The sequence below is a fragment of the Pseudomonas sp. NFACC13-1 genome (assembly GCF_900104425.1).
Classification (GTDB): domain Bacteria; phylum Pseudomonadota; class Gammaproteobacteria; order Pseudomonadales; family Pseudomonadaceae; genus Aquipseudomonas; species Aquipseudomonas fluorescens_AA.
The window spans coordinates 118,399-137,603 of record NZ_FMXV01000006.1; the positions used below are offsets into that span (position 1 = coordinate 118,399).

20 protein-coding genes are annotated in these 19,205 nt (G+C 62.7%); 15 read left to right on the top strand and 5 right to left on the bottom strand.

Translation table 11 applies throughout. The features are described 5' to 3' along the window. Positions 1 to 104 precede the first annotated feature (104 nt). Positions 105 to 830: a PA1041 family peptidoglycan-binding anchor lipoprotein gene (locus tag BLQ55_RS10350; protein ID WP_092205455.1), complete on the bottom strand. Its 726-nt coding sequence runs from the start codon at positions 828 to 830 to the stop codon at positions 105 to 107. A 90-nt stretch (positions 831 to 920) separates the two neighbouring features. Next, positions 921 to 1,619: a PA1041 family peptidoglycan-binding anchor lipoprotein gene (locus BLQ55_RS10355; protein ID WP_092205454.1), complete on the bottom strand. Its 699-nt coding sequence runs from the start codon at positions 1,617 to 1,619 to the stop codon at positions 921 to 923. 192 nt (positions 1,620 to 1,811) lie between these two features. On the opposite strand from BLQ55_RS10355, the gene BLQ55_RS10360 reads away from it, so the two are divergent. From BLQ55_RS10360 to BLQ55_RS10375, 4 genes are all read left to right on the top strand, one after another. Further along, positions 1,812 to 2,309 carry a DUF6231 family protein gene (locus tag BLQ55_RS10360; protein ID WP_060738918.1) on the top strand — a complete coding sequence of 166 codons (498 nt, stop codon included), beginning with the start codon at positions 1,812 to 1,814 and terminating at the stop codon, positions 2,307 to 2,309. A 2-nt stretch (positions 2,310 to 2,311) separates the two neighbouring features. Next, positions 2,312 to 2,800 carry a YchJ family protein gene (locus BLQ55_RS10365; protein WP_092205465.1) on the top strand — a complete coding sequence of 163 codons (489 nt, stop codon included), beginning with the start codon at positions 2,312 to 2,314 and terminating at the stop codon, positions 2,798 to 2,800. 69 nt (positions 2,801 to 2,869) lie between these two features. After that, the gene (locus BLQ55_RS10370) at positions 2,870 to 3,355 is read left to right on the top strand and encodes an LEA/WHy family protein (protein ID WP_060738920.1); all 486 of its coding nucleotides are present in this window, start codon (positions 2,870 to 2,872) and stop codon (positions 3,353 to 3,355) included. 5 nt (positions 3,356 to 3,360) lie between these two features. Beyond that, on the top strand, positions 3,361 to 3,564 hold the full coding sequence (locus BLQ55_RS10375) for an SEC-C metal-binding domain-containing protein (protein ID WP_003198420.1): 204 nt from the start codon (positions 3,361 to 3,363) through the stop codon (positions 3,562 to 3,564). A 141-nt stretch (positions 3,565 to 3,705) separates the two neighbouring features. Here the strand turns inward: BLQ55_RS10375 and BLQ55_RS10380 are convergent, their stop codons facing one another. Next, complete coding sequence (locus BLQ55_RS10380) at positions 3,706 to 4,263, bottom strand: cysteine hydrolase family protein (protein ID WP_092253711.1); 558 nt, start codon at positions 4,261 to 4,263, stop codon at positions 3,706 to 3,708. A gap of 207 nt (positions 4,264 to 4,470) precedes the next feature. Here BLQ55_RS10380 and BLQ55_RS10385 point away from each other — a divergent pair, with 207 nt between their 5' ends. From BLQ55_RS10385 to pdeM, 10 genes are all read left to right on the top strand, one after another. Beyond that, positions 4,471 to 6,921, top strand: coding sequence for a penicillin acylase family protein (locus BLQ55_RS10385; protein ID WP_092253713.1), 2,451 nt, complete (start codon positions 4,471 to 4,473; stop codon positions 6,919 to 6,921). Positions 6,922 to 7,127: 206 nt separating this feature from the next. After that, positions 7,128 to 8,159, top strand: a complete 1,032-nt coding sequence (locus tag BLQ55_RS10390) for a ligase-associated DNA damage response exonuclease (RefSeq protein WP_092205451.1) — start codon at positions 7,128 to 7,130, stop codon at positions 8,157 to 8,159. Further along, positions 8,156 to 9,844: an ATP-dependent DNA ligase gene (locus BLQ55_RS10395; protein WP_092253715.1), complete on the top strand. Its 1,689-nt coding sequence runs from the start codon at positions 8,156 to 8,158 to the stop codon at positions 9,842 to 9,844. The genes BLQ55_RS10390 and BLQ55_RS10395 overlap by 4 nt, the downstream gene beginning before the upstream one ends. A 311-nt stretch (positions 9,845 to 10,155) precedes the next feature. Continuing rightward, a complete protein-coding gene (locus BLQ55_RS10405) occupies positions 10,156 to 10,938 on the top strand; it encodes a transporter substrate-binding domain-containing protein (RefSeq protein WP_092253719.1) in 783 nt (260 codons plus the stop codon). A 57-nt stretch (positions 10,939 to 10,995) separates the two neighbouring features. After that, on the top strand, positions 10,996 to 11,724 hold the full coding sequence (locus tag BLQ55_RS10410; protein WP_092205464.1) for an ABC transporter permease: 729 nt from the start codon (positions 10,996 to 10,998) through the stop codon (positions 11,722 to 11,724). Further along, the gene (locus BLQ55_RS10415; RefSeq protein ID WP_060738926.1) at positions 11,721 to 12,431 is read left to right on the top strand and encodes an ABC transporter permease; all 711 of its coding nucleotides are present in this window, start codon (positions 11,721 to 11,723) and stop codon (positions 12,429 to 12,431) included. The genes BLQ55_RS10410 and BLQ55_RS10415 overlap by 4 nt, the downstream gene beginning before the upstream one ends. A gap of 27 nt (positions 12,432 to 12,458) precedes the next feature. Continuing rightward, a complete protein-coding gene (locus BLQ55_RS10420) occupies positions 12,459 to 13,577 on the top strand; it encodes a succinylglutamate desuccinylase/aspartoacylase family protein (protein WP_092205447.1) in 1,119 nt (372 codons plus the stop codon). Positions 13,578 to 13,590: 13 nt separating this feature from the next. After that, positions 13,591 to 14,355 (top strand): ABC transporter ATP-binding protein, encoded by a 765-nt coding sequence (locus tag BLQ55_RS10425; RefSeq protein ID WP_092205446.1) that lies wholly within the window; start codon positions 13,591 to 13,593, stop codon positions 14,353 to 14,355. A 201-nt stretch (positions 14,356 to 14,556) separates the two neighbouring features. Continuing rightward, positions 14,557 to 17,043, top strand: a complete 2,487-nt coding sequence (locus tag BLQ55_RS10430; RefSeq protein ID WP_092253722.1) for a ligase-associated DNA damage response DEXH box helicase — start codon at positions 14,557 to 14,559, stop codon at positions 17,041 to 17,043. After that, on the top strand, positions 17,043 to 17,699 hold the full coding sequence (gene pdeM / locus BLQ55_RS10435; protein ID WP_092253724.1) for a ligase-associated DNA damage response endonuclease PdeM: 657 nt from the start codon (positions 17,043 to 17,045) through the stop codon (positions 17,697 to 17,699). The genes BLQ55_RS10430 and pdeM overlap by 1 nt, the downstream gene beginning before the upstream one ends. 36 nt (positions 17,700 to 17,735) lie before the next feature. On the opposite strand, the gene BLQ55_RS10440 is transcribed toward pdeM, so the two are convergent. Both BLQ55_RS10440 and dcd read right to left on the bottom strand, forming a co-directional pair. Beyond that, positions 17,736 to 17,942 (bottom strand): hypothetical protein, encoded by a 207-nt coding sequence (locus BLQ55_RS10440; protein ID WP_092253726.1) that lies wholly within the window; start codon positions 17,940 to 17,942, stop codon positions 17,736 to 17,738. A gap of 102 nt (positions 17,943 to 18,044) precedes the next feature. After that, positions 18,045 to 18,611 (bottom strand): dCTP deaminase, encoded by a 567-nt coding sequence (gene dcd / locus BLQ55_RS10445; RefSeq protein WP_003184751.1) that lies wholly within the window; start codon positions 18,609 to 18,611, stop codon positions 18,045 to 18,047. A gap of 354 nt (positions 18,612 to 18,965) precedes the next feature. Between dcd and BLQ55_RS10450 the strand changes: the two genes are divergently transcribed. After that, complete coding sequence (locus BLQ55_RS10450; protein WP_002554837.1) at positions 18,966 to 19,175, top strand: cold-shock protein; 210 nt, start codon at positions 18,966 to 18,968, stop codon at positions 19,173 to 19,175. Positions 19,176 to 19,205 lie beyond the last annotated feature (30 nt).

Here is a 19,205-nt window from a genome sequence, read left to right on the forward strand (position 1 = left end):
GGCTTGCGCGCAGGATAAGCCAGGGGGTCCGGTAAATTTAATCTAGCCAGGGCCCTGGCCCACCGGATCGTCCTCCCGACGACCCGGCAGCCCTGGGCCGCGCCTCAGCGTTGGATATGCAATTCAACCCGACGGTTCTGCGCCCGCCCTTCATCGGTCTCATTGTCGGCCACCGGCTCGCTTTCACCCTTGCCTTCGCTGGTGAGTTTGCCGGGGGCCAGCCCCTGGCTCAGCAAATACTCCACGACGCTGCTGGCCCGACGCTCGGACAGCCCTTGGTTATAGGCATCAGTGCCGACACTGTCGGTGTGGCCCACCACCCGAATGCTGGCGACATTGGCATGGCTGAGTTTGCCCATTAGCCCATCGAGCTGGCTTCGAGCGTCTGCGGTGAGGTCGGATTTGTCGAAATCGAACAGCACCTTGCCCGCGTCGTTGAGGGTGATGACCTCGCTCGCTGGTGCTGGCGGTTCGACCGGCGGCGCACTGGCCGGGTATTGCGGCACCGGGCAACCGTGATGCTCGACCGGCGTATTGGCCGGGGTATCGGGACAACGGTCGCGGCGGTCGAACACACCGTCGCCGTCTTCATCGCCATCCTGGGCGTAGCAGATCAAGCCACCGCCCAGCAGCCCCAATGCGGCGCCGCCGGCGGCCCAACCACTGCTTTCAATGGCCCCCAACCCGCCGCCGACGACGCCGCCGATCAGGCTACAGATTGGCCAGGTGCGTTGATTGAGCGGTGCGCTGCCGTCGCTGTGAGTGGCGCAGCCGGACAACAGACTGCTTGCCAGCAGTACCGGTAAGGCGGCCCTGATTAGAAGGTTCATGGTGAAGGCTCCTGTGTCACCGGCCCATACCGGTCACACAGGAGTAAAGACCCGCATCCGCAACTCGACAAGCCGCGGATGACAAGGGTTTCAGCGGTTTATCTTGATTTCCGTGCGACGGTTCATCGCGCGGCCATCGGCGGTCTTGTTATCGGCCACCGGCTGGCTCTCGCCGGCACCGGACACCGAGACGAAACTGGCGCGCGGTACGCCGTTTTCGACCAGGTATTGCACCACCGAGTTGGCCCGTTTCTCCGACAGTTTCTGGTTGTAGGCATCGCTGCCGACACTATCGGTATGGCCGGTGACCCGCAATTGCGCGGTGGACGTTTCCTGTTTCAGCCGGGTGGCGACCGTGCTCAGTACCTCTTTGTCGGCCGGGGTCAGCGTGGCTTTGTTGAATTCGAAGTGCACGTCGCGGATCACGATGGTTTCTTCCTTGACCACCGCGACTTCTTCAACAACCACCGGCGCCGGGGCGGGTGGCGGGCAACCGTCGGCATCGACCTGCACGCCCTTCGGTGTGCCCGGGCACTTGTCACGGCTGTCCGGCACGCCATCGCCGTCTTCGTCGCCGTCGCCATGGGCCCAGCACCAGCCCGCCGCCACAGTGCCGGCCACCAGCGCTCCCGGGCCGATCCAGGAACTGCTTTCGATGGCGCCCAATCCCGCGCCGACCACACCGCCAGTGGCCGCACAGATCGGCCAGTCGGTTTTCTGCAAACCTGCGCAACCAGTCAACACACTGGTTAGCAGAACCAGGGGTAACGCTGTCCGAACTATGCTCATCGGGTTTTCTCCTTGAGGGATCGGCTTGGCGCCGATTCAGGGGAGTAAAGACCCGTCTTCGTATCTGCGCCAGCCTGAGCAATCGCGGGTTTTCGCCCCGTGTTTGCGAAGATTCCGCACGTTCAGAGACAAACCGCTCTAGGCCATGCTGTCCGGGCAGGCTATCGTGGTGGTTCTGACTGAGGAACTTCGATGACCGTTGCCATTTCTTCGCGTACCCCCCAGCAAGCCCTGGCGGCCGTGCTTGACCGTTACGCCCCGCAAAAACTGCTGCTGATCGGTGCCAGCGGCTTTCCCGCACTCGAAGCATTCCAGCAGGCCCACCCCGACACCGAAGTGGTCCACGCCGGCCCCGGTGCACTGCCGGCGGACGTGGCGGCGCGACGTTTTGACCTGGCCCTGGCGCTCGATTGCCTGGAGCATTTGCCCAAGCGCGAGGGTCTGAACCTGTTGGGCGGCATCCGTAATCTCAACGCCAGCCGCATCGCCGTGCTCGCCGACCTCAACGCCTGCGGCTGGCAGGAGACGGACTTTTTTTCCCTGGCCCTGCAAGCCAGTGAGCGATTCCAGCGCGAAGATCAGGTGCTGACCCTGTTCACCTACGATCTGCTTGAATACAAACAGGTCCCCGACTGGCTCAACTCACGTTTTTGGGCCAACCCGGAAAACTTTGGAAAATATTGGTGGTAACCGTGAACACAAGCTCGCACTCGCCCATTTGTCCCTGCGGCAGTGGCAACTCACTGGAGGCCTGCTGCGGCCACTACCACGACGGTCATCCGGCGCCCTGCGCCGAAGCCTTGATGCGCTCGCGCTATAGCGCCTATGTGCTGGGCCTGGTGGACTATCTGGTCGCCACCACCCTGCCCGCCCAGCAACAAGGCCTCGATCGCCAGTCCATCCGCGAGTGGAGCGCCAACAGCACCTGGCTGGGGCTGGACGTGGAAAGCAGCGAAGTGTTCGGCGGTCAACCGGAACACGCTTTCGTCACGTTCACGGCACGCTGGCACGACGGCCAGGGCGAGCACAGCCACCGCGAACAGTCCTCGTTCGTGCAGAACGACGGGCGCTGGTACTTCATCGATCCGACCGTGCCGGTCAAGACCGGACGCAACGACAGCTGTCCGTGCGGCAGCGGGCACAAATTCAAGAAGTGCTGCGCCGGCTACTTCAATCGCTGATTTAGGAAACGTCCGACGCTCGCCCATCGCCCCAAGGGGCTAGACTGGGGATAAACCAGAGGCACGGACATGACCCCTCCATCATTCTTGTTGCGCATCACCTGCCTGCTGCTGTTCGTTGGGTTCGGCGGCTGTGCATCCTGGCGAGGTGAAGAAGCCCCGGAACCGCAGGTGCACCTGGTCAAAGTCGAGGTGGTGCGGGCCCGGCTGGTGGAGCAGAGGTTCACGCTGCACTTTCGCGTCGACAACCCCGGCGACAGCGACCTCACCGTTCGCGGCCTGACCTACCGCATCCACCTGGGCGACCTGTTGCTGACCGAAGGTGAGCATGAGCACTGGTTCACCGTGCGCCCCAAGCACAGCGCCTACTTCAAGGTGCCGGTGCGCACCAACCTGTGGCCACAGGTGCGGGAAGTGGTCAAGCTGCTGGAGAAACCCCGGGAACAGATCCCCTATCGCCTGGAAGGTGAGCTGGAAACCGGATTATTCATCGCCCACTACGTGCACCTTGAACGCAATGGCGTGATAATCGCCGCCGATTTAATTGCGGAGTAACCCCGATGACCCAGCAACCCCACGTCCACGGCCCTGATTGCAACCACGATCACGACCATCATCACGACCATGACCACGGCCACGTCCACGGCCCGAACTGCGGCCACGCCCACCAGGAACCGGTGCGCAACGCCCTGAAGGATGTCGGTCGCAACGACCCTTGCCCATGTGGCAATGGCAAGAAATTCAAGAAGTGCCACGGGGCCTGAAGGGCTGGGCGAAAAAGCTTTTCGCCTGTTAGACCGTCATCGCGAGCAAGCTCGCTCCCACAAGAGTTCTGCGCCTCAGCGCAATTGCCCTGTGGGAGCGAGCTTGCTCGCGATGAGGCCGGCGCTGTCAGTACCTGTCCATCAGCCCGCCTGCAGAATCCGCTTCACACCCACCACCGTCGCATACTCACCGTGCAAGTTGCCCAGGGACATGGCATGCACTTCGGCTGCCGAACGGGCGTTGCCGAAGTAATCGTTCTTGTCGAAGGTGAAGCAGGCGTCCTCGGCCACCCAGGTGTCGAATCCCAGATTGCCGGCCGTACGCGCCGTGGACTCCACCGAGTTATGCGTCGCCACACCGACGATCACCAGTTGCCTGATTCCGGCTTGGCGCAGGTCTCGCTCCAGGTGGGTGCCACTGAACGCATCCGGCACCTGCTTTTGCACCAACCATTCCCCTGCCTTCGACTCGAACCGTGGCTGGACCTCCACCCCCGACTGCCCCGGCCAGAACACCGAGTCCGGCGAGCGGGACAGATGGTGGACGTGAATCACCGGGCGCGCCGTGTGTCGCCAGAAAGCCAGCAGTTCCAGCATGCGCAGCTCTGCCTCGGGGTTGTTGCGAGGGCCGAGCCTGGGGTGAAGGATGCCTTTTTGTTGATCGATGAGGATCAGCGCCGCGTCGTTCTGTAGCTCCATGCCGGTTTCTCTTGCTTGGTCTTTGTCTGTTGCACACTTGAGCATCACCCCTTCCAACAGGCAAGCCTTCGAACAAAAGCGATGACCCGGTCCCGGGCTTTCATCGCCAAATCAACAAATAACCCTCGCCCCCGCTTGCGCGGCCTCCGCCTGCTCACTAACGTAGCGCCTTTATTGGTGCCACCCCCCTCCCGCAGGAGCTTTGCCATGGCCTCGCCAGCCTCTATTTCCTTCATCCCCCGGCTCGGTGTTGCCGCCGCGGTGGCCAGTGTGCTCGGTTTGAGCGGATGCCAGACCTGGAATGCCCAGGACACGGTCCCGCCCACGTCCGGTGTGCAACCGCTCAAGGGGCTGGCGCAGAACGTCTCGGTCCGCCGCAACGCCACAGGCATGCCGCTGATCGAAAGCAACAGCTTCCATGACGCCTTGTTCACCCTCGGCTACGTCCACGCCAGCGACCGTATCACCCAGATGGTGACCCTGCGCCTGCTGGCCCAGGGACGGTTGGCAGAGATGTCCGGCGCCGAACGGCTGGAGGTCGACCGCTACATGCGCGCCGTCAACCTGAAGAAAAACGCCGACGAGCTGTACAAGGCGTCTTCGCCTCGGCTCAAGCGTTTCTTCGAAGTCTATGCCCGTGGCGTCAACGCCTACCTGTTCCGCTACCGCGACAAGTTGCCGTCGGACCTGGCCGCCACCGGTTACAAACCTGAATACTGGAAACCGGAAGATTCGGCGCTGATGTTCTGTCTGCTGAACTTCAGCCAGTCAGCCAACCTGCCGGAAGAAATCGCCAGCCTGGTGCTGGCCCAGACCGTCACCAACGACAAACTCGCCTGGCTGAGCCCGTCCTATCCGGACGAGCAACTGCCCGTGGCCGAGGCCGACAAGCTCCAGGGCCTGCGCCTCAATGGCCAGATCCCGGGCCTGAACGAAATCAGCAAGGCCACCCAGCAATTGGCCGGGTTGAACCTGTTGGGTGCTGCGTCTTCAAGCAACTGGGCCATCGCGCCACAACGCAGCCGCAGCGGCAAGAGCCTGCTGGCCAGCGACAGCCACGGGCCGCTGGGCATGCCGGGGCTGTGGAGCCCGGTACAGATCCGTGCGCCCAAGTACCAGGCGGCCGGGATTTCCGTGGCGGGCATCCCGATGATCCTGGCCGGGTTCAACGGCAAAGTGGCCTGGAGCATGACCAGCGTGCTGGGGGACAACCAGGATCTGTTCCTGGAAAAAATCCGCCGCCAGGGCAATGGCCTGTCCTACGAGGTCAACGGCAAATGGCAACCGGCGATCGTGCGCAACGAAACCTACTTCATCAAAGGCCAGCGGCCGATTCGTGAAGCGGTGTTCGAGACCCGCCACGGCCCGTTGCTCAACAGCGCCCAAGGCACCGCCATGGCCAACGGCTTCGGCCTGGCCTTGCAGACGCCGAGTTTCAGCGACGACAAGACCCTGGACGCCTTCTTCGACCTGTCCCGGGCGCAGAACGTCGAGAAAGCGTCCGACGCCAGCCGGGAAATCCGCGCCATGGCGGTGAACCTGGTCTTTGCCGACGCCAGCCATATCGGCTGGCAAGTCACCGGGCGCTACCCGAACCGCCGTGAAGGCGAGGGCCTGTTGCCATCGCCGGGTTGGGACGGTCGCTACGATTGGGACGGTTACGCCGACCCGATGCTGCACCCCTACGATCAAGACCCGGCCCAAGGCTGGCTCGGCACGGCCAACCAACGGGTCATCCCCCATGGCTACGGCATGCAGTTGTCCAACTCCTGGGCTTCGCCGGAGCGTGGCGAACGCATGGCCGAACTGGCCGGCGCAGGCAAGCACGACACCCGCAGCCTGACCGCCATGCAATACGACCAGACCACGACGTTCGCGGCCAAGCTCAAGCAAGTCTTCGAAGCGCCGGGCATGAGCCAACCGCTCAAACAGGCCATCGAAGCCCTGCCGGTGGCTGACCGGGCCAAGGCTCGCGAAGCCTATAGCCGCTTGATGGCATTCGATGGCCGGCTCAGCCCGACCTCCGCCGACGCGGCGATCTATGAGCTGTTCCTGCAGGAAAGCATGAAGCAGATTTTCCTCGACGAACTGGGCCCGGACAGCAGCCCGGCGTGGCAGGCGCTGGTCGCCAACGGCCAATTGTCCTACTCGGCCCAGGCCGATCATCTGCTGGGGCGTGAAGACAGCCCGTTCTGGGACGATGTGCGCACACCCCAGAAAGAAGACAAGGCCGTTATCCTCGCCCGCAGCCTGGCCGCCACCATCAACGCCGGTGACAGCCAGTTGGGCGGTGACCACAAGGCCTGGCAATGGGGCCAATTGCATCGCTACGCCTGGAAGAACAGCACCGGCCAGATCGTACGCGGCCCGCTACCGGCCGGTGGCGACGCCACTACGCTCAACTCGGCGGCGTTCGCCTGGGGCCAGGACTTCACCACCACCCTGGCGCCGGCCATGCGCTTTATCGTTGACTTCGGCCAGCCCGAACCGTTGATGATCCAGGACGGCGCCGGCCAGTCCGGCAACCCGGTCAGCCCGCACTATGCCAATGGCATCGATCCGTGGATCAAGGGGCAGTACCAGAGTCTGCCGTTGCAGTCGCAGAACTTCGATCGGGCGTATGGCAAGACGCGGTTGACGTTGGTGCCCGGCAAGTAACTGCAGCTTTTTTTTTGCGGGCGCTACGCACCCGATCGCGAGCAAGCTCGCTCCCACAGGGGCCGGTGTTGAATCCGTATTGCGATTCGACACAAAGCCAATGTGGGAGCGAGCTTGCTCGCGATGGCGCCAGTCCCCCCAAATCCGATAGAACTTCCCCCCTCGCCAGCGCCTCTACCTGACAAGCCCATCGTCCCGGTGATTGCATGGATCTTGTCATTGCCCGCCCCGAAGGCCTGTACTGTCCACCCGGGGATTTCTACATCGACCCATGGCGTCCGGTTGAACGCTCGGTCATCACCCACGCCCACGGCGACCATGCCCGCAGCGGCAACCAACATTACCTGGCAGCGGCACCCGGCGAAGGCATCCTGCGATCACGCCTGGGCCAGGACATCAACCTGCAAACCCTGCCCTACGGCGAACGCCTGTCGCACCATGGCGTGACCTTGAGCTTTCACCCCGCCGGCCATGTGCTGGGCTCGGCCCAGGTACGGCTGGAATATCAAGGCGAGGTCTGGGTGGCGTCGGGGGATTACAAAGTCGAGCCTGACGGCACCTGCACCCCGTTCGAGCCGGTGAGATGCCATACCTTCATCACGGAATCGACCTTCGGCCTGCCGATCTACCGCTGGCAACCCCAGGGGCAGATTTTCGACGAGATCAACCAGTGGTGGCGCGGGAACATCGCCGTCGGCCGGGCCAGCGTGTTGTTCTGCTATTCCTTCGGCAAGGCCCAGCGGATTCTCCACGGCATCGATGAAAGCCTCGGCCCGATCCTGGCCCACGGGGCGGTGGAACCGCTGAACCGGGTCTACCGCGAGGCCGGGGTTCATCTGCCGCCCACGATCTATGCCGGCGATATCAAGAAGAACGACCCGATCATGGGCCAGGCGCTGGTCATCGCCCCACCCTCTGCCGGAGGCAGCAGCTGGATGCGCCGCTTCGGCGACTACAGCGACGCCTTCGCCAGCGGCTGGATGCGCCTGCGTGGTACGCGTCGGCGGCGTGGCGTGGACCGGGGTTTCGTGCTGTCCGACCACGCCGACTGGCCTGGCCTGCTCTGGGCCATCGAACAGACCGGCGCCGAACGGGTGATGGTCACCCATGGATCAGTCGCCGTACTGGTACGCCACTTGTGCGAGCAAGGCCTCGATGCCCAAGGGTTCACCACCGAATACGGCGACGACGAAGAAGACTTCGCTACGGCCACCGACAGCGCTGAGGAAGCGCCATGAAAGCCTTCGCCGAGTTGTACGCCGAACTGGACGCCACCACCTCCAGCAATGCCAAGCTCACGGCCATGCAGGACTATTTCAGCAAAGCCCCGCCCCAGGACGCGGCATGGGCCGTGTATTTCCTGTCCGGCGGGCGTCCACGGCAACTGGTGCCGGTAAAAATCCTGCGGGAGTTGGCGGTCCAGGTATCCGGGTTGTCGCTCTGGCTGTTCGAAGAAAGTTATCAGGCCGTGGGCGACCTGGCCGAAACCATTTCGCTGGTATTACCCGAATCGCCCCATAGCTCCGATGAAGGCCTGGCGCTGTGGATCGAAGAGAAACTGCTGCCGTTGCGCGGTGAGTCGCCCGACGTCCTGGCAGAACGGCTTCCGGCGCTGTGGGCGCAGCTCGACCGGCCGAGCCTGATGCTTTGCATCAAACTCATCACCGGCAGTTTCCGGGTGGGCGTATCCAAACTGCTGGTGACCCGGGCCCTGGCGACCATGGCCGGGCTGGACAGCAAACGGGTGGCCCAACGCCTGGTGGGCTACACCGACCTGTCCCATCGTCCCACGGCCGCCAGCTACCTCAAACTGATCGCGGCCGAGTCCGACGATGAACATGCCCAGCGCGGCGGCCAGCCTTATCCGTTTTTCCTGGCCCATGCGTTGTCTGCGCCAGTGGAGCAATTCGACGCGCTGCTGGGGCCGGCCAGCGACTGGCAGGTGGAATGGAAATGGGACGGCATCCGGTCCCAGGTGATCAAGCGCGACGGCCATTTGTGGGTCTGGTCGCGAGGCGAGGACCTGGTCACTGAACGATTTCCGGAATTGCATTCACTGGCCCAAGCGTTGCCTGACGGCACGGTGATCGACGGTGAAATCGTGGTCTGGAAAGCCCCCCAGTCGGTCACCGAGGAGGCCTTCGACCCGGACGCACCGTTGCAGCCGGCGGTGCAACCCTTCGCCCTGTTGCAGCAGCGCATCGGGCGCAAGACCCTGGGCAAGAAAATCCTCGACGACGCCCCCGTGGCGGTGATGGCCTACGACCTGTTGGAATGGCAAGGCGAGGATTGGCGCAGCCGCCCCCAGACCGAGCGCCGCGAACAATTGGAAGCACTGGTCGCCCGTATCCACAGCCCGGTGCTGTTGCCGTCGCCGATCGTCACCGGGCAGGACTGGCTGGACCTCGCCCGGCAGCGCGAAGCGTCTCGCAGCCTCGGTGTCGAGGGCATGATGCTCAAGGCCCGCGACGCGCTGTACGGCGTCGGTCGCACCAAGGACATGGGCGTGTGGTGGAAATGGAAGATCGACCCGTTCAGCGTCGACGCGGTGCTGATCTACGCCCAGCGCGGCCACGGCCGACGCGCCAGCCTCTACAGCGACTACACCTTCGCCGTATGGGACAACCCGCCAGACAGTCGCGAGCGCACCCTGGTGCCATTCGCCAAGGCCTACTCAGGACTGACCGATGCGGAAATGCGCCAGGTCGACAGCATCGTGCGCAAGACCACCGTTGAGAAGTTCGGCCCGGTGAGCAGCGTCACCCCCACCCTGGTATTCGAACTGGGCTTCGAAGGCATCGCCCTGTCCAAGCGCCACAAGAGCGGGATCGCCGTGCGCTTTCCACGGATGCTGCGCTGGCGCCAGGACAAGGGCGTCGATGAAGCCGACACGTTGGCGACGCTACAGGATTTGTTGAAATAGCACCTCGGTGGGAGCAAAGCATGCTCGCGAAGCAGGCGCCTCGTTTTCCAGTAGACCGCGTCACCTTTATCGCGGGCAAGCCTTGCTCCCACAAAGACCTATCATGCCCGCCCCATCCTGGGGCACCTTTTTGTTGTACGATCTCCTCCACGCACCACCGCGTTCCACCATCTGCCGCATATGCTTTTAAAACACTTGTTCGGCACTCTGGTTCGGAAATTGCTACCTTTATGCCGTCATACCGTTCTCGCCTTCACCGGTAACAATACTTACGCGCCACAAGCGCTCATATTGGTTTTAGGGATTGAATAATGAAAAAAGCACTGCTGACCCTTTCTGCACTGGCGTTGTGCATGGCCGCTGGCGTCGCCACGGCCAAGGAATACAAGGAATTGCGTTTTGGTGTCGACCCGTCCTACGCCCCGTTTGAATCCAAAGCCGCCGACGGCAGCCTGGTCGGTTTCGACATCGACCTGGGCAATGCTATCTGCGCAGAGCTGAAAGTCAAATGCAAATGGGTCGAAAGCGATTTCGACGGCATGATCCCGGGCCTGAAGGCCAACAAATTCGACGGCGTGATCTCCTCCATGACCGTTACCCCGGCCCGGGAAAAAGTCATCGACTTCTCCAACGAGCTGTTCTCCGGCCCAACGGCCTATGTCTTCAAGAAGGGCTCGGGCCTGAGCGAAGACGTTGCCTCGCTCAAAGGCAAGACCATCGGCTACGAGCAAGGCACCATCCAGGAAGCCTACGCCAAGGCCGTGCTGGACAAGGCCGGCGTCAAGACCCAGGCCTATCAGAACCAGGACCAGGTTTACTCTGACCTGACCTCCGGCCGCCTCGACGCGGCGATCCAGGACATGCTCCAGGCTGAGCTGGGCTTCCTGAAGTCGCCAAAAGGCGAAGGCTATGAAATCAGCAAGCCAGTGGACAGCGAACTGCTGCCCGCCAAGACCGCCATCGGTATCAAGAAAGGTAACAGTGAGCTGAAGGCCCTTTTGGATAAAGGTATCAAAGCGTTACACGACGACGGCACGTACGCCGATATCCAGAAAAAACACTTTGGCGATCTGAATCTGTACAGCGGCAAATAATGCGCTGCGCCCATCCGGCCTCGGATGGGCGCTTCTTTCCTGCCAAAGGCCTCTTTCATGTTCGAACAACTCCTACAAAATCTGGGGCTCTCCGCCTTCAGCCTGCAGGGCTTCGGCCCGCTGCTGATGCAAGGCACCTGGATGACCATCAAGCTGTCGGCCCTGTCCTTGTTGTTGAGCGTCTTGCTCGGCCTGCTGGGCGCCAGTGCCAAGCTGTCGCGCGTCAAACTGCTGCGAATCCCTGCCCAGCTCTACACCACGCTGATCCGCGGCGTGCCAGACCTGGTGCTGATGCTGCTGATCTTCTACAGCCTGCAAACCTGGCTGACCTCGTTTACCGACTTCATGGAATGGGAATACATCGAGATCGACCCATTCGGCGCCGGGGTGATCACCCTGGGCTTCATCTATGGCGCGTACTTCACCGAAACCTTTCGCGGCGCGATCCTCGCGGTCCCCCGGGGCCAGGTCGAAGCCGCCACGGCCTATGGCCTCAAGCGTGGCCAACGCTTTCGCTTCGTGGTGTTCCCGCAAATGATGCGCTTCGCCCTGCCGGGTATCGGCAACAACTGGATGGTGATGCTCAAGGCCACCGCGCTGGTGTCGATCATCGGCCTGGCCGACCTGGTCAAGGCGGCCCAGGATGCGGGCAAGAGCACCTACCAGCTGTTCTACTTCCTGGTGCTGGCGGCATTGATCTATCTGCTGATCACCAGCGCGTCCAATTTCATCCTGCGCAGGCTTGAACGCCGCTACGCCGCCGGAGCCCGGGAGGCGGTGCGATGATCGAACTCCTGCAAGAATACTGGCGGCCATTCCTGTACAGCGACGGCGTCAACATCACCGGCCTGGCCATGACCCTGTGGCTGCTCAGCGCCTCGCTGCTGATCGGCTTCGTGGTGTCGATCCCGCTGTCCATCGCCCGGGTTTCGCCCAAGTTCTACGTACGCTGGCCCGTGCAGTTCTACACCTACCTGTTCCGGGGCACGCCGCTCTACATCCAGTTGCTGATCTGCTACACCGGTATCTACAGCATCGCGGCGGTGCGCGCCCAGCCCATGCTCGACAGTTTCTTTCGCGACGCGATGAACTGCACGATCCTGGCCTTCGCCTTGAACACCTGCGCCTACACCACGGAAATTTTCGCCGGGGCGATTCGCAGCATGAACCATGGCGAAGTGGAAGCGGCCAAGGCCTACGGCCTGACCGGCTGGAAGCTGTACGCCTACGTGATCATGCCGTCGGCGCTGCGCCGCTCGCTGCCGTACTACAGCAACGAAGTCATCTTGATGCTGCACTCGACGACCGTGGCGTTCACCGCTACCGTTCCAGACGTGTTGAAAGTCGCCCGGGATGCCAACTCGGCGACGTTCCTGACGTTCCAGTCGTTCGGGATCGCCGCGTTGATCTACCTGACCGTCACCTTTGCGCTGGTGGGCCTCTTCCGCCTCGCCGAACGCCGATGGCTGGCCTTCCTCGGGCCGACCCACTAGGGCTTTTGTTCCAGGACACACACGCACATGCGCCACCTGATCCATGACCTGCTGTCGCCGGTACCGGGGACTGCACGCAAGATCCACAGCTTCCACTTCGGCCCGGAAAAAGCCGTCGGCAAAATCTATATCCAGTCGTCCCTGCACGCCGATGAACTGCCGGGCATGCTGGTCGCCTGGCACCTCAAGCAACGCCTGGCCGAGCTCGAGGCGTCGGGCCACCTGCGCCACGAGATCGTGCTGGTGCCGGTCGCCAACCCCATCGGCCTCGAACAAGTGCTGATGGACGTGCCCCTGGGTCGCTACGAAACCGAAAGCGGGCAGAACTTCAACCGCCGCTTCGTCGACCTGAGCGAAGAAATCGGCAATGAAATCGAAGAGCTGCTCACCGACGATCCGCAGCACAACCTGATGCTGATCCGCACCAGCCTGCGCGATGCCCTCGCCCGGCAGACCCCCGGCACGCAATTGCAATCCCTGCGCCTGGCCCTGCAACGGCTGGCCTGCGACGCCGACATGGTGCTGGACCTGCATTGCGACTTCGAAGCCGTGGCCCACCTGTACACCACACCGGAAGCCTGGCCGCAGGTCGAGCCATTGGCGCGCTACATCGGTGCCGAGGCCAGTTTGCTCGCCACCGATTCAGGCGGCCAGTCGTTCGACGAATGCTTCACCCTGCTCTGGTGGCAACTCAAGGAACGCTTCGGCGAACGCTTCGAGATTCCCCTGGGCAGTTTTTCGGTGACCGTGGAGTTGCGTGGCCAGGGTGACGTCAACCATGGCCTGGCGAGCCTCGACTGCCAGGCCTTGATCGAATACCTGATCCGCTTCGGCGCCATCGACGGCGAACCTATGCCCATGCCCGAACTGCCCTACCCGGCCACGCCGCTGGCAGCGGTCGAGCCGGTGGCCACACCCGTGGGCGGGTTGCTGGTCTACAGCGCCCTGCCCGGCGAATACCTGGAGGCGGGGCAACTGATCGCGGAAGTCATCGATCCGGTCAACGACACCGTCACCCCCGTTCATTGCCGTAACGCCGGGCTGCTGTACGCCCGTTCGCTGCGCCGCATGGCCACGGCCGGCATGGTGATCGCCCATGTCGCCGGCACCGAAGCCTACCGCAGCGGCTACCTACTTTCGCCTTGAGGATGCATGCTCCATGTACAAACTGACCATTGAAGGCCTGCACAAAAGCTATGGCGAACATGAAGTGCTCAAGGGCGTTTCGCTCAAGGCCAAGACCGGCGACGTCATCAGCCTCATCGGCGCCAGCGGCTCGGGCAAAAGTACCTTCCTGCGTTGCATCAATTTCCTGGAGCAACCCAACGACGGTGCCATGACCCTGGACGGCCAGCCGGTCCAGATGATCAAGGACCGCCACGGCATGCACGTGGCCGACGCCGACGAACTGCAACGCATCCGCACGCGCCTGGCCATGGTGTTCCAGCATTTCAACCTGTGGAGCCACATGACCGTGCTGGAAAACATCACCATGGCGCCGCGCCGGGTGTTGGGTGTGAGCAAGCAGGAAGCCGACGAGCGTGCGCGTCGTTATCTCGACAAGGTCGGCCTGCCGGCGCGGGTTGCCGAGCAGTACCCGGCATTCCTTTCCGGCGGCCAGCAACAGCGCGTAGCCATTGCCCGTGCGCTGGCGATGGAGCCTGAGGTGATGTTGTTCGACGAACCCACGTCGGCCCTGGACCCGGAGCTGGTGGGCGAAGTGCTGAAGGTGATCCAGGGCCTGGCCGAAGAGGGCCGGACCATGATCATGGTGACCCACGAAATGAGCTTCGCCCGTAAAGTCTCGAACCAGGTGCTGTTCCTGCACCAGGGCCTGGTGGAAGAAGAAGGCGCGCCGGAAGACGTACTGGGCAATCCCAAGAGCGAACGGCTCAAGCAGTTCCTCAGTGGCAACTTGAAATAAACCTCGACGCAACCCGTAGGAGCTGGCGAAGCCTGCGATCTTTTGATCTTGATGCTTCGCTCGGGACTCAATTGCAGTGGAAAGGATCGCAGCCTCGTTTCACGAGGCAGCTCCTACAGGGCAGCTCCTACATGATGCGTTAAAACCTTTCACATCCCGCCGTGGTCACTGAAGAAGGACTTTCAGGGCGCACCGGCAGGCATGGGGACATCCAACAACTTCGCAAACCAGTGGTTCAGCGCCCGCGGCTGGAAGCCGTTTGCCTTTCAGAAGCAGGTATGGGCCGCGGTCAGGCGGGGGGAGTCCGGGCTGTTGCACGCCAGCACCGGCGCCGGCAAGACCTACGCCGTATGGTTCGCCGCCCTCGACCGCTTCGCCCGCTCGAAACCGCCGCCGGACAAACCGCGCAAACGCAAGCCGCCGGCCGAACCACTGACTGTCCTGTGGATCACGCCGATGCGCGCATTGGCGGCCGACACCGGCAAAGCCCTCGAAGCGCCCCTGGCAGACCTGCAAGTGCCGTGGAGTGTCGGTCTGCGCACGGGCGACACCAGCGCCAGCGAGCGCGCCCGCCAGGGCCGTCGCCTGCCCACCGCGCTGATCACCACGCCCGAAAGCCTGACCCTGATGCTCGCCCGGGCCGATGCGCAAGCTGCCGTTTCGACCCTGCGCATGGTGGTCGTGGATGAATGGCACGAATTGCTCGGCAACAAACGTGGCGTGCAGTTGCAACTGGCCCTGGCGCGCTTGCGGCACTGGCATCCCGAACTCATTGTCTGGGGTGTGTCCGCAACCCTCGGTAACCAAGCCCACGCCGGGCAGGTATTGATACCGCAAGGCAACGGGATCAGTGTGCAGGGGGCCGACAGCAAGGCGCTGCAGGTCGACACGTTGCTGCCCCCGGCCCTCGAACGTTTCCCGTGGGCCGGACACATCGGCCTGAAGATGCTGCCCCAGGTCGTTGCTGAAATCGACGCCAGCCGCAGTTGCCTGGTCTTCACCAACACCCGGGCACAGTCGGAAATCTGGTATCAGGCGCTTCTTGAGGCGAGACCCGACTGGGCCGGGCTGATCGCCCTGCACCATAGCTCGCTGTCGCGTGACACCCGGGATTGGGTGGAGCAGGCCTTGAAGGATGGCCAGCTCAAAGCGGTGGTCTGCACCTCCAGCCTGGACTTGGGGGTGGACTTCCTGCCGGTGGAACGGGTGCTGCAGATCGGCTCGGCCAAGGGGGTGGCGCGGCTGATGCAACGGGCCGGGCGCTCTGGTCACGCACCGGGGCGGACCTCACGGGTGACGCTGGTGCCGACCCATAGCCTGGAGTTGATCGAAGCCGCCGCCGCGCAGGACGCCGTGGCCCAGCGGCGCATCGAACCTCGCGAATCGCCGCACAAGCCGCTGGACGTCCTGGTGCAGCACTTGGTGAGCATGGCCCTGGGCGGCGGCTTCGTTCCCGACCAATTGTTCGAGGAGGTGCGGGGTGCCTGGGCCTACCGCGACCTCAACCCGGCCGAATGGGCCTGGGCCCTGGCGTTTGTACGCCACGGCGGCCTGTCATTGACCGCCTACCCCGATTACCGACGGGTCGAACCGGACGAACACGGGGTCTGGCGCGTGCCCGACGCCCGCCTGGCCCGGCGTCACCGCATGAGCATCGGTACCATCGTCAGCGATGCCAGCCTGCAATTGAAGTTCTGGAGCAAGGGCGGCGGTGGCAAGACCCTGGGCAGGGTCGAGGAAGGCTTCATCGCCCGCCTGCGACCCGGCGACGGTTTCCTGTTTGCCGGGCGACTGCTGGAATTGGTCCGGGTCGAAGACATGACCGCCTATGTGCGACGCAGCCAGGCCAAGAAGGCCGCTGTGCCACGCTGGAACGGCGGGCGCATGCCACTTTCCAGCGAACTGGCGGCCGCCGTCGTGGCCCGTTTGAGCGAAGCCGCCGCGGGCCGCTTCGAGGGCCCGGAGATGCAAGCCGTGCAACCCCTGCTGTTGACCCAGCAACGTTGGTCCGGTTTGCCCACGCAGCACACCTTGCTGGCCGAAGCCCTCAAGTCCCGGGAGGGCTGGCATCTGTTCCTGTACCCGTTTGCCGGGCGCCAGGTGCATCTGGGCCTGGCCAGCCTGCTGGCCTGGCGCGTCAGTCGGCAACAGCCGCTGACGTTTTCCATTGCGGTCAATGACTACGGCCTGGAACTGCTCAGCGCCACGGCAGTGGATTGGTCGCACTACCTGACCCCGAGCCTGCTGAGCGTCGATCAACTGCTGGCCGACGTGCTGGCGAGCCTCAATGCCGGGGAACTGGCCCTGAGGCGCTTTCGCGAAATCGCCCGGATCGCCGGGCTGGTGTTCGCCGGCTACCCCGGTGCGCCCAAAAGCACCCGGCAAGTCCAGGCCTCCAGCGGGTTGTTCTTCCAAGTGTTCAAACAATACGACGCCGACAATCTGTTGCTGGCCCAGGCCGGGGAGGAAGTCTTGCGTGAAGAATTGGATATCCGTCGACTGGAGCAGACCTTGCAACGCCTCAATACCCTGAAGCTGGACCTGCACATGATCAAGCGCCCCACCCCACTCGGGTTCCCGCTGCTGGTGGAGCGGTTCCGGGAAAGCATGAGTTCGGAAAAACTCGCCGACCGCATCCGGCGGATGGTCAGCGAGCTGGAAAAGACTGCCGATCGCGGTGACGCCTGATGCCAGCGCCGTATCCTGTCAGCGTGGCCGGCGAAGCGCTCTGGCTGCTTGCGGAAAAAGCCTTGTATTGGCCCGCCCAGGAAACCTTGATGGTGGCCGACGTTCATTTCGGCAAGGCCGCCGCTTATCGCCGCCTCGGGCAACCGGTGCCCCACGGCACCACCGCCAGCAACATCGCGGTGCTGGATGCATTGCTGGCCAGGCTGGCGTGTCGACAGTTGATCTTTCTCGGAGATTTTCTCCACGGTCCCGGCTCCCATGCGCCCGGCACCTTGAAGGCACTTTCCGATTGGCGTGAGCGACATCCGCACCTGGCCATGACGCTGATTCGTGGCAACCACGACAAACGCGCTGGCGACCCACCTCCAGCGCTGAACATTCGCGTCGTACCGGAGCCGTTGCTACTGGGCCCTTTCGCCGTGCAACACGAGCCCAGGCCCCACCCCAGCCGCCATGTGCTGGCCGGCCACGTGCACCCGGTCTACCATCTGAGCGGCAAGGGCCGGCAACGCCTGCGCCTGGCTTGCTTTCGGCTGGGCAGCGAGATCAGCCTGCTACCGGCCTTCGGCGCGTTCACGGGCGGTTATCGAGTCGAGCAAGACAACGATTGCAGGATTTTTGTCATCGGCGATAACGAAATATGGCCCGTCAGCTGAAGCACTCTGTGCTTCCGCTGGCGGGCCAACGCCTCATCAGGCGACAGGCGCAGGAGGCGGCTCGTCCGGCAGAGTGGGTTCGCCGGGTTCGGTAGGCTGTTCGTTGGGCGTATCGGGATCGGGCTGGCCGGGGATGCCGCCTGCCGCTTCGGTAGGATGGGCCAGCAATGACCAGGCCATGACGCCGATCTGATTGGGCTCAAGCCTTGCCAGTTCGGCACTGATTCGCGGATCGATCTTCATAGAGCAACTCCTGAGCGAAGGCCCGCTGCGCTGACGCAAAAAACGGGCAGTACACGCAATAGAGTGTCTGCCCGCTCAGGAATTCCAAACAGCTCGTCAGATTCAGGTACGCGGCAGCGTCACGCCGCGCTGGCCCTGGTATTTGCCGCCACGATCCTTGTAGGAGACTTCGCATTCTTCATCGGATTCAAGGAACAGCATCTGCGCCACACCCTCGTTGGCGTAGATTTTCGCCGGCAGGGTCGTGGTGTTCGAGAATTCCAGGGTCACGTGGCCTTCCCACTCGGGTTCCAGCGGCGTGACGTTGACGATGATGCCGCAACGAGCATAGGTGCTCTTGCCCAGGCAGATGGTCAGCACGTTGCGCGGAATGCGGAAGTATTCGACGGTGCGGGCCAGGGCGAAGGAGTTCGGCGGGATGATGCAAACGTCGCTCTTGACGTCGACGAAGCTCTTCTCATCGAAGTTCTTCGGGTCGACGGTGGCCGAATTGATGTTGGTGAACACCTTGAATTCGTCGGCGCAGCGCACGTCGTAGCCGTAGCTGGAGACACCGAAGGAGATCAGCCGGTCGGCGCCTTCGCCACGCATCTGGCGCTCGACGAAGGGCTCGATCATGCCGTGCTCTTGCGCCATGCGGCGAATCCACTTGTCCGATTTGATGCTCATGGCGGTTTCCTGAAATAGCGAGGTGGAAAAAATACGTCCGGCATCTTACCGGGGCACGGGGCCGGGTTCAAAGCGCGGCGCGCAAATCTCGCCGATCCACCTTGATTTCCGGGTCCTGCCGGCTATCGCCCGCGCCGTCAGTCACCAATTAAGAGAAACCTTCGCAAAGACCATTGGCACATTCTGGAAAAAGGGTTAAGGTGGCGCCACTGTGTTGCTTGTGTCACTGAGAATCTCTACACGATATGTTGAATTTCGATCCAACCATCTACAAGAATTTTTCCTGCTCTTTGCACTCAGTCTCGGCCAGGGTTCTTCCTGAGTCGCAGTTATCTTTGTTCAAGGAGTTACACCATGTCTAATCGCCAAACCGGTACCGTTAAGTGGTTCAACGATGAAAAAGGCTTCGGCTTCATCACCCCACAATCCGGTGACGACCTGTTCGTTCACTTCAAAGCTATCCAATCCGACGGCTTCAAAAGCCTGAAAGAAGGCCAACAGGTTTCTTTCATCGCTACCCGCGGTCAGAAAGGCATGCAAGCTGAAGAAGTTCAAGTTATCTAACTTGCACTTGCTTTAGTAAAAGGCCCCGCC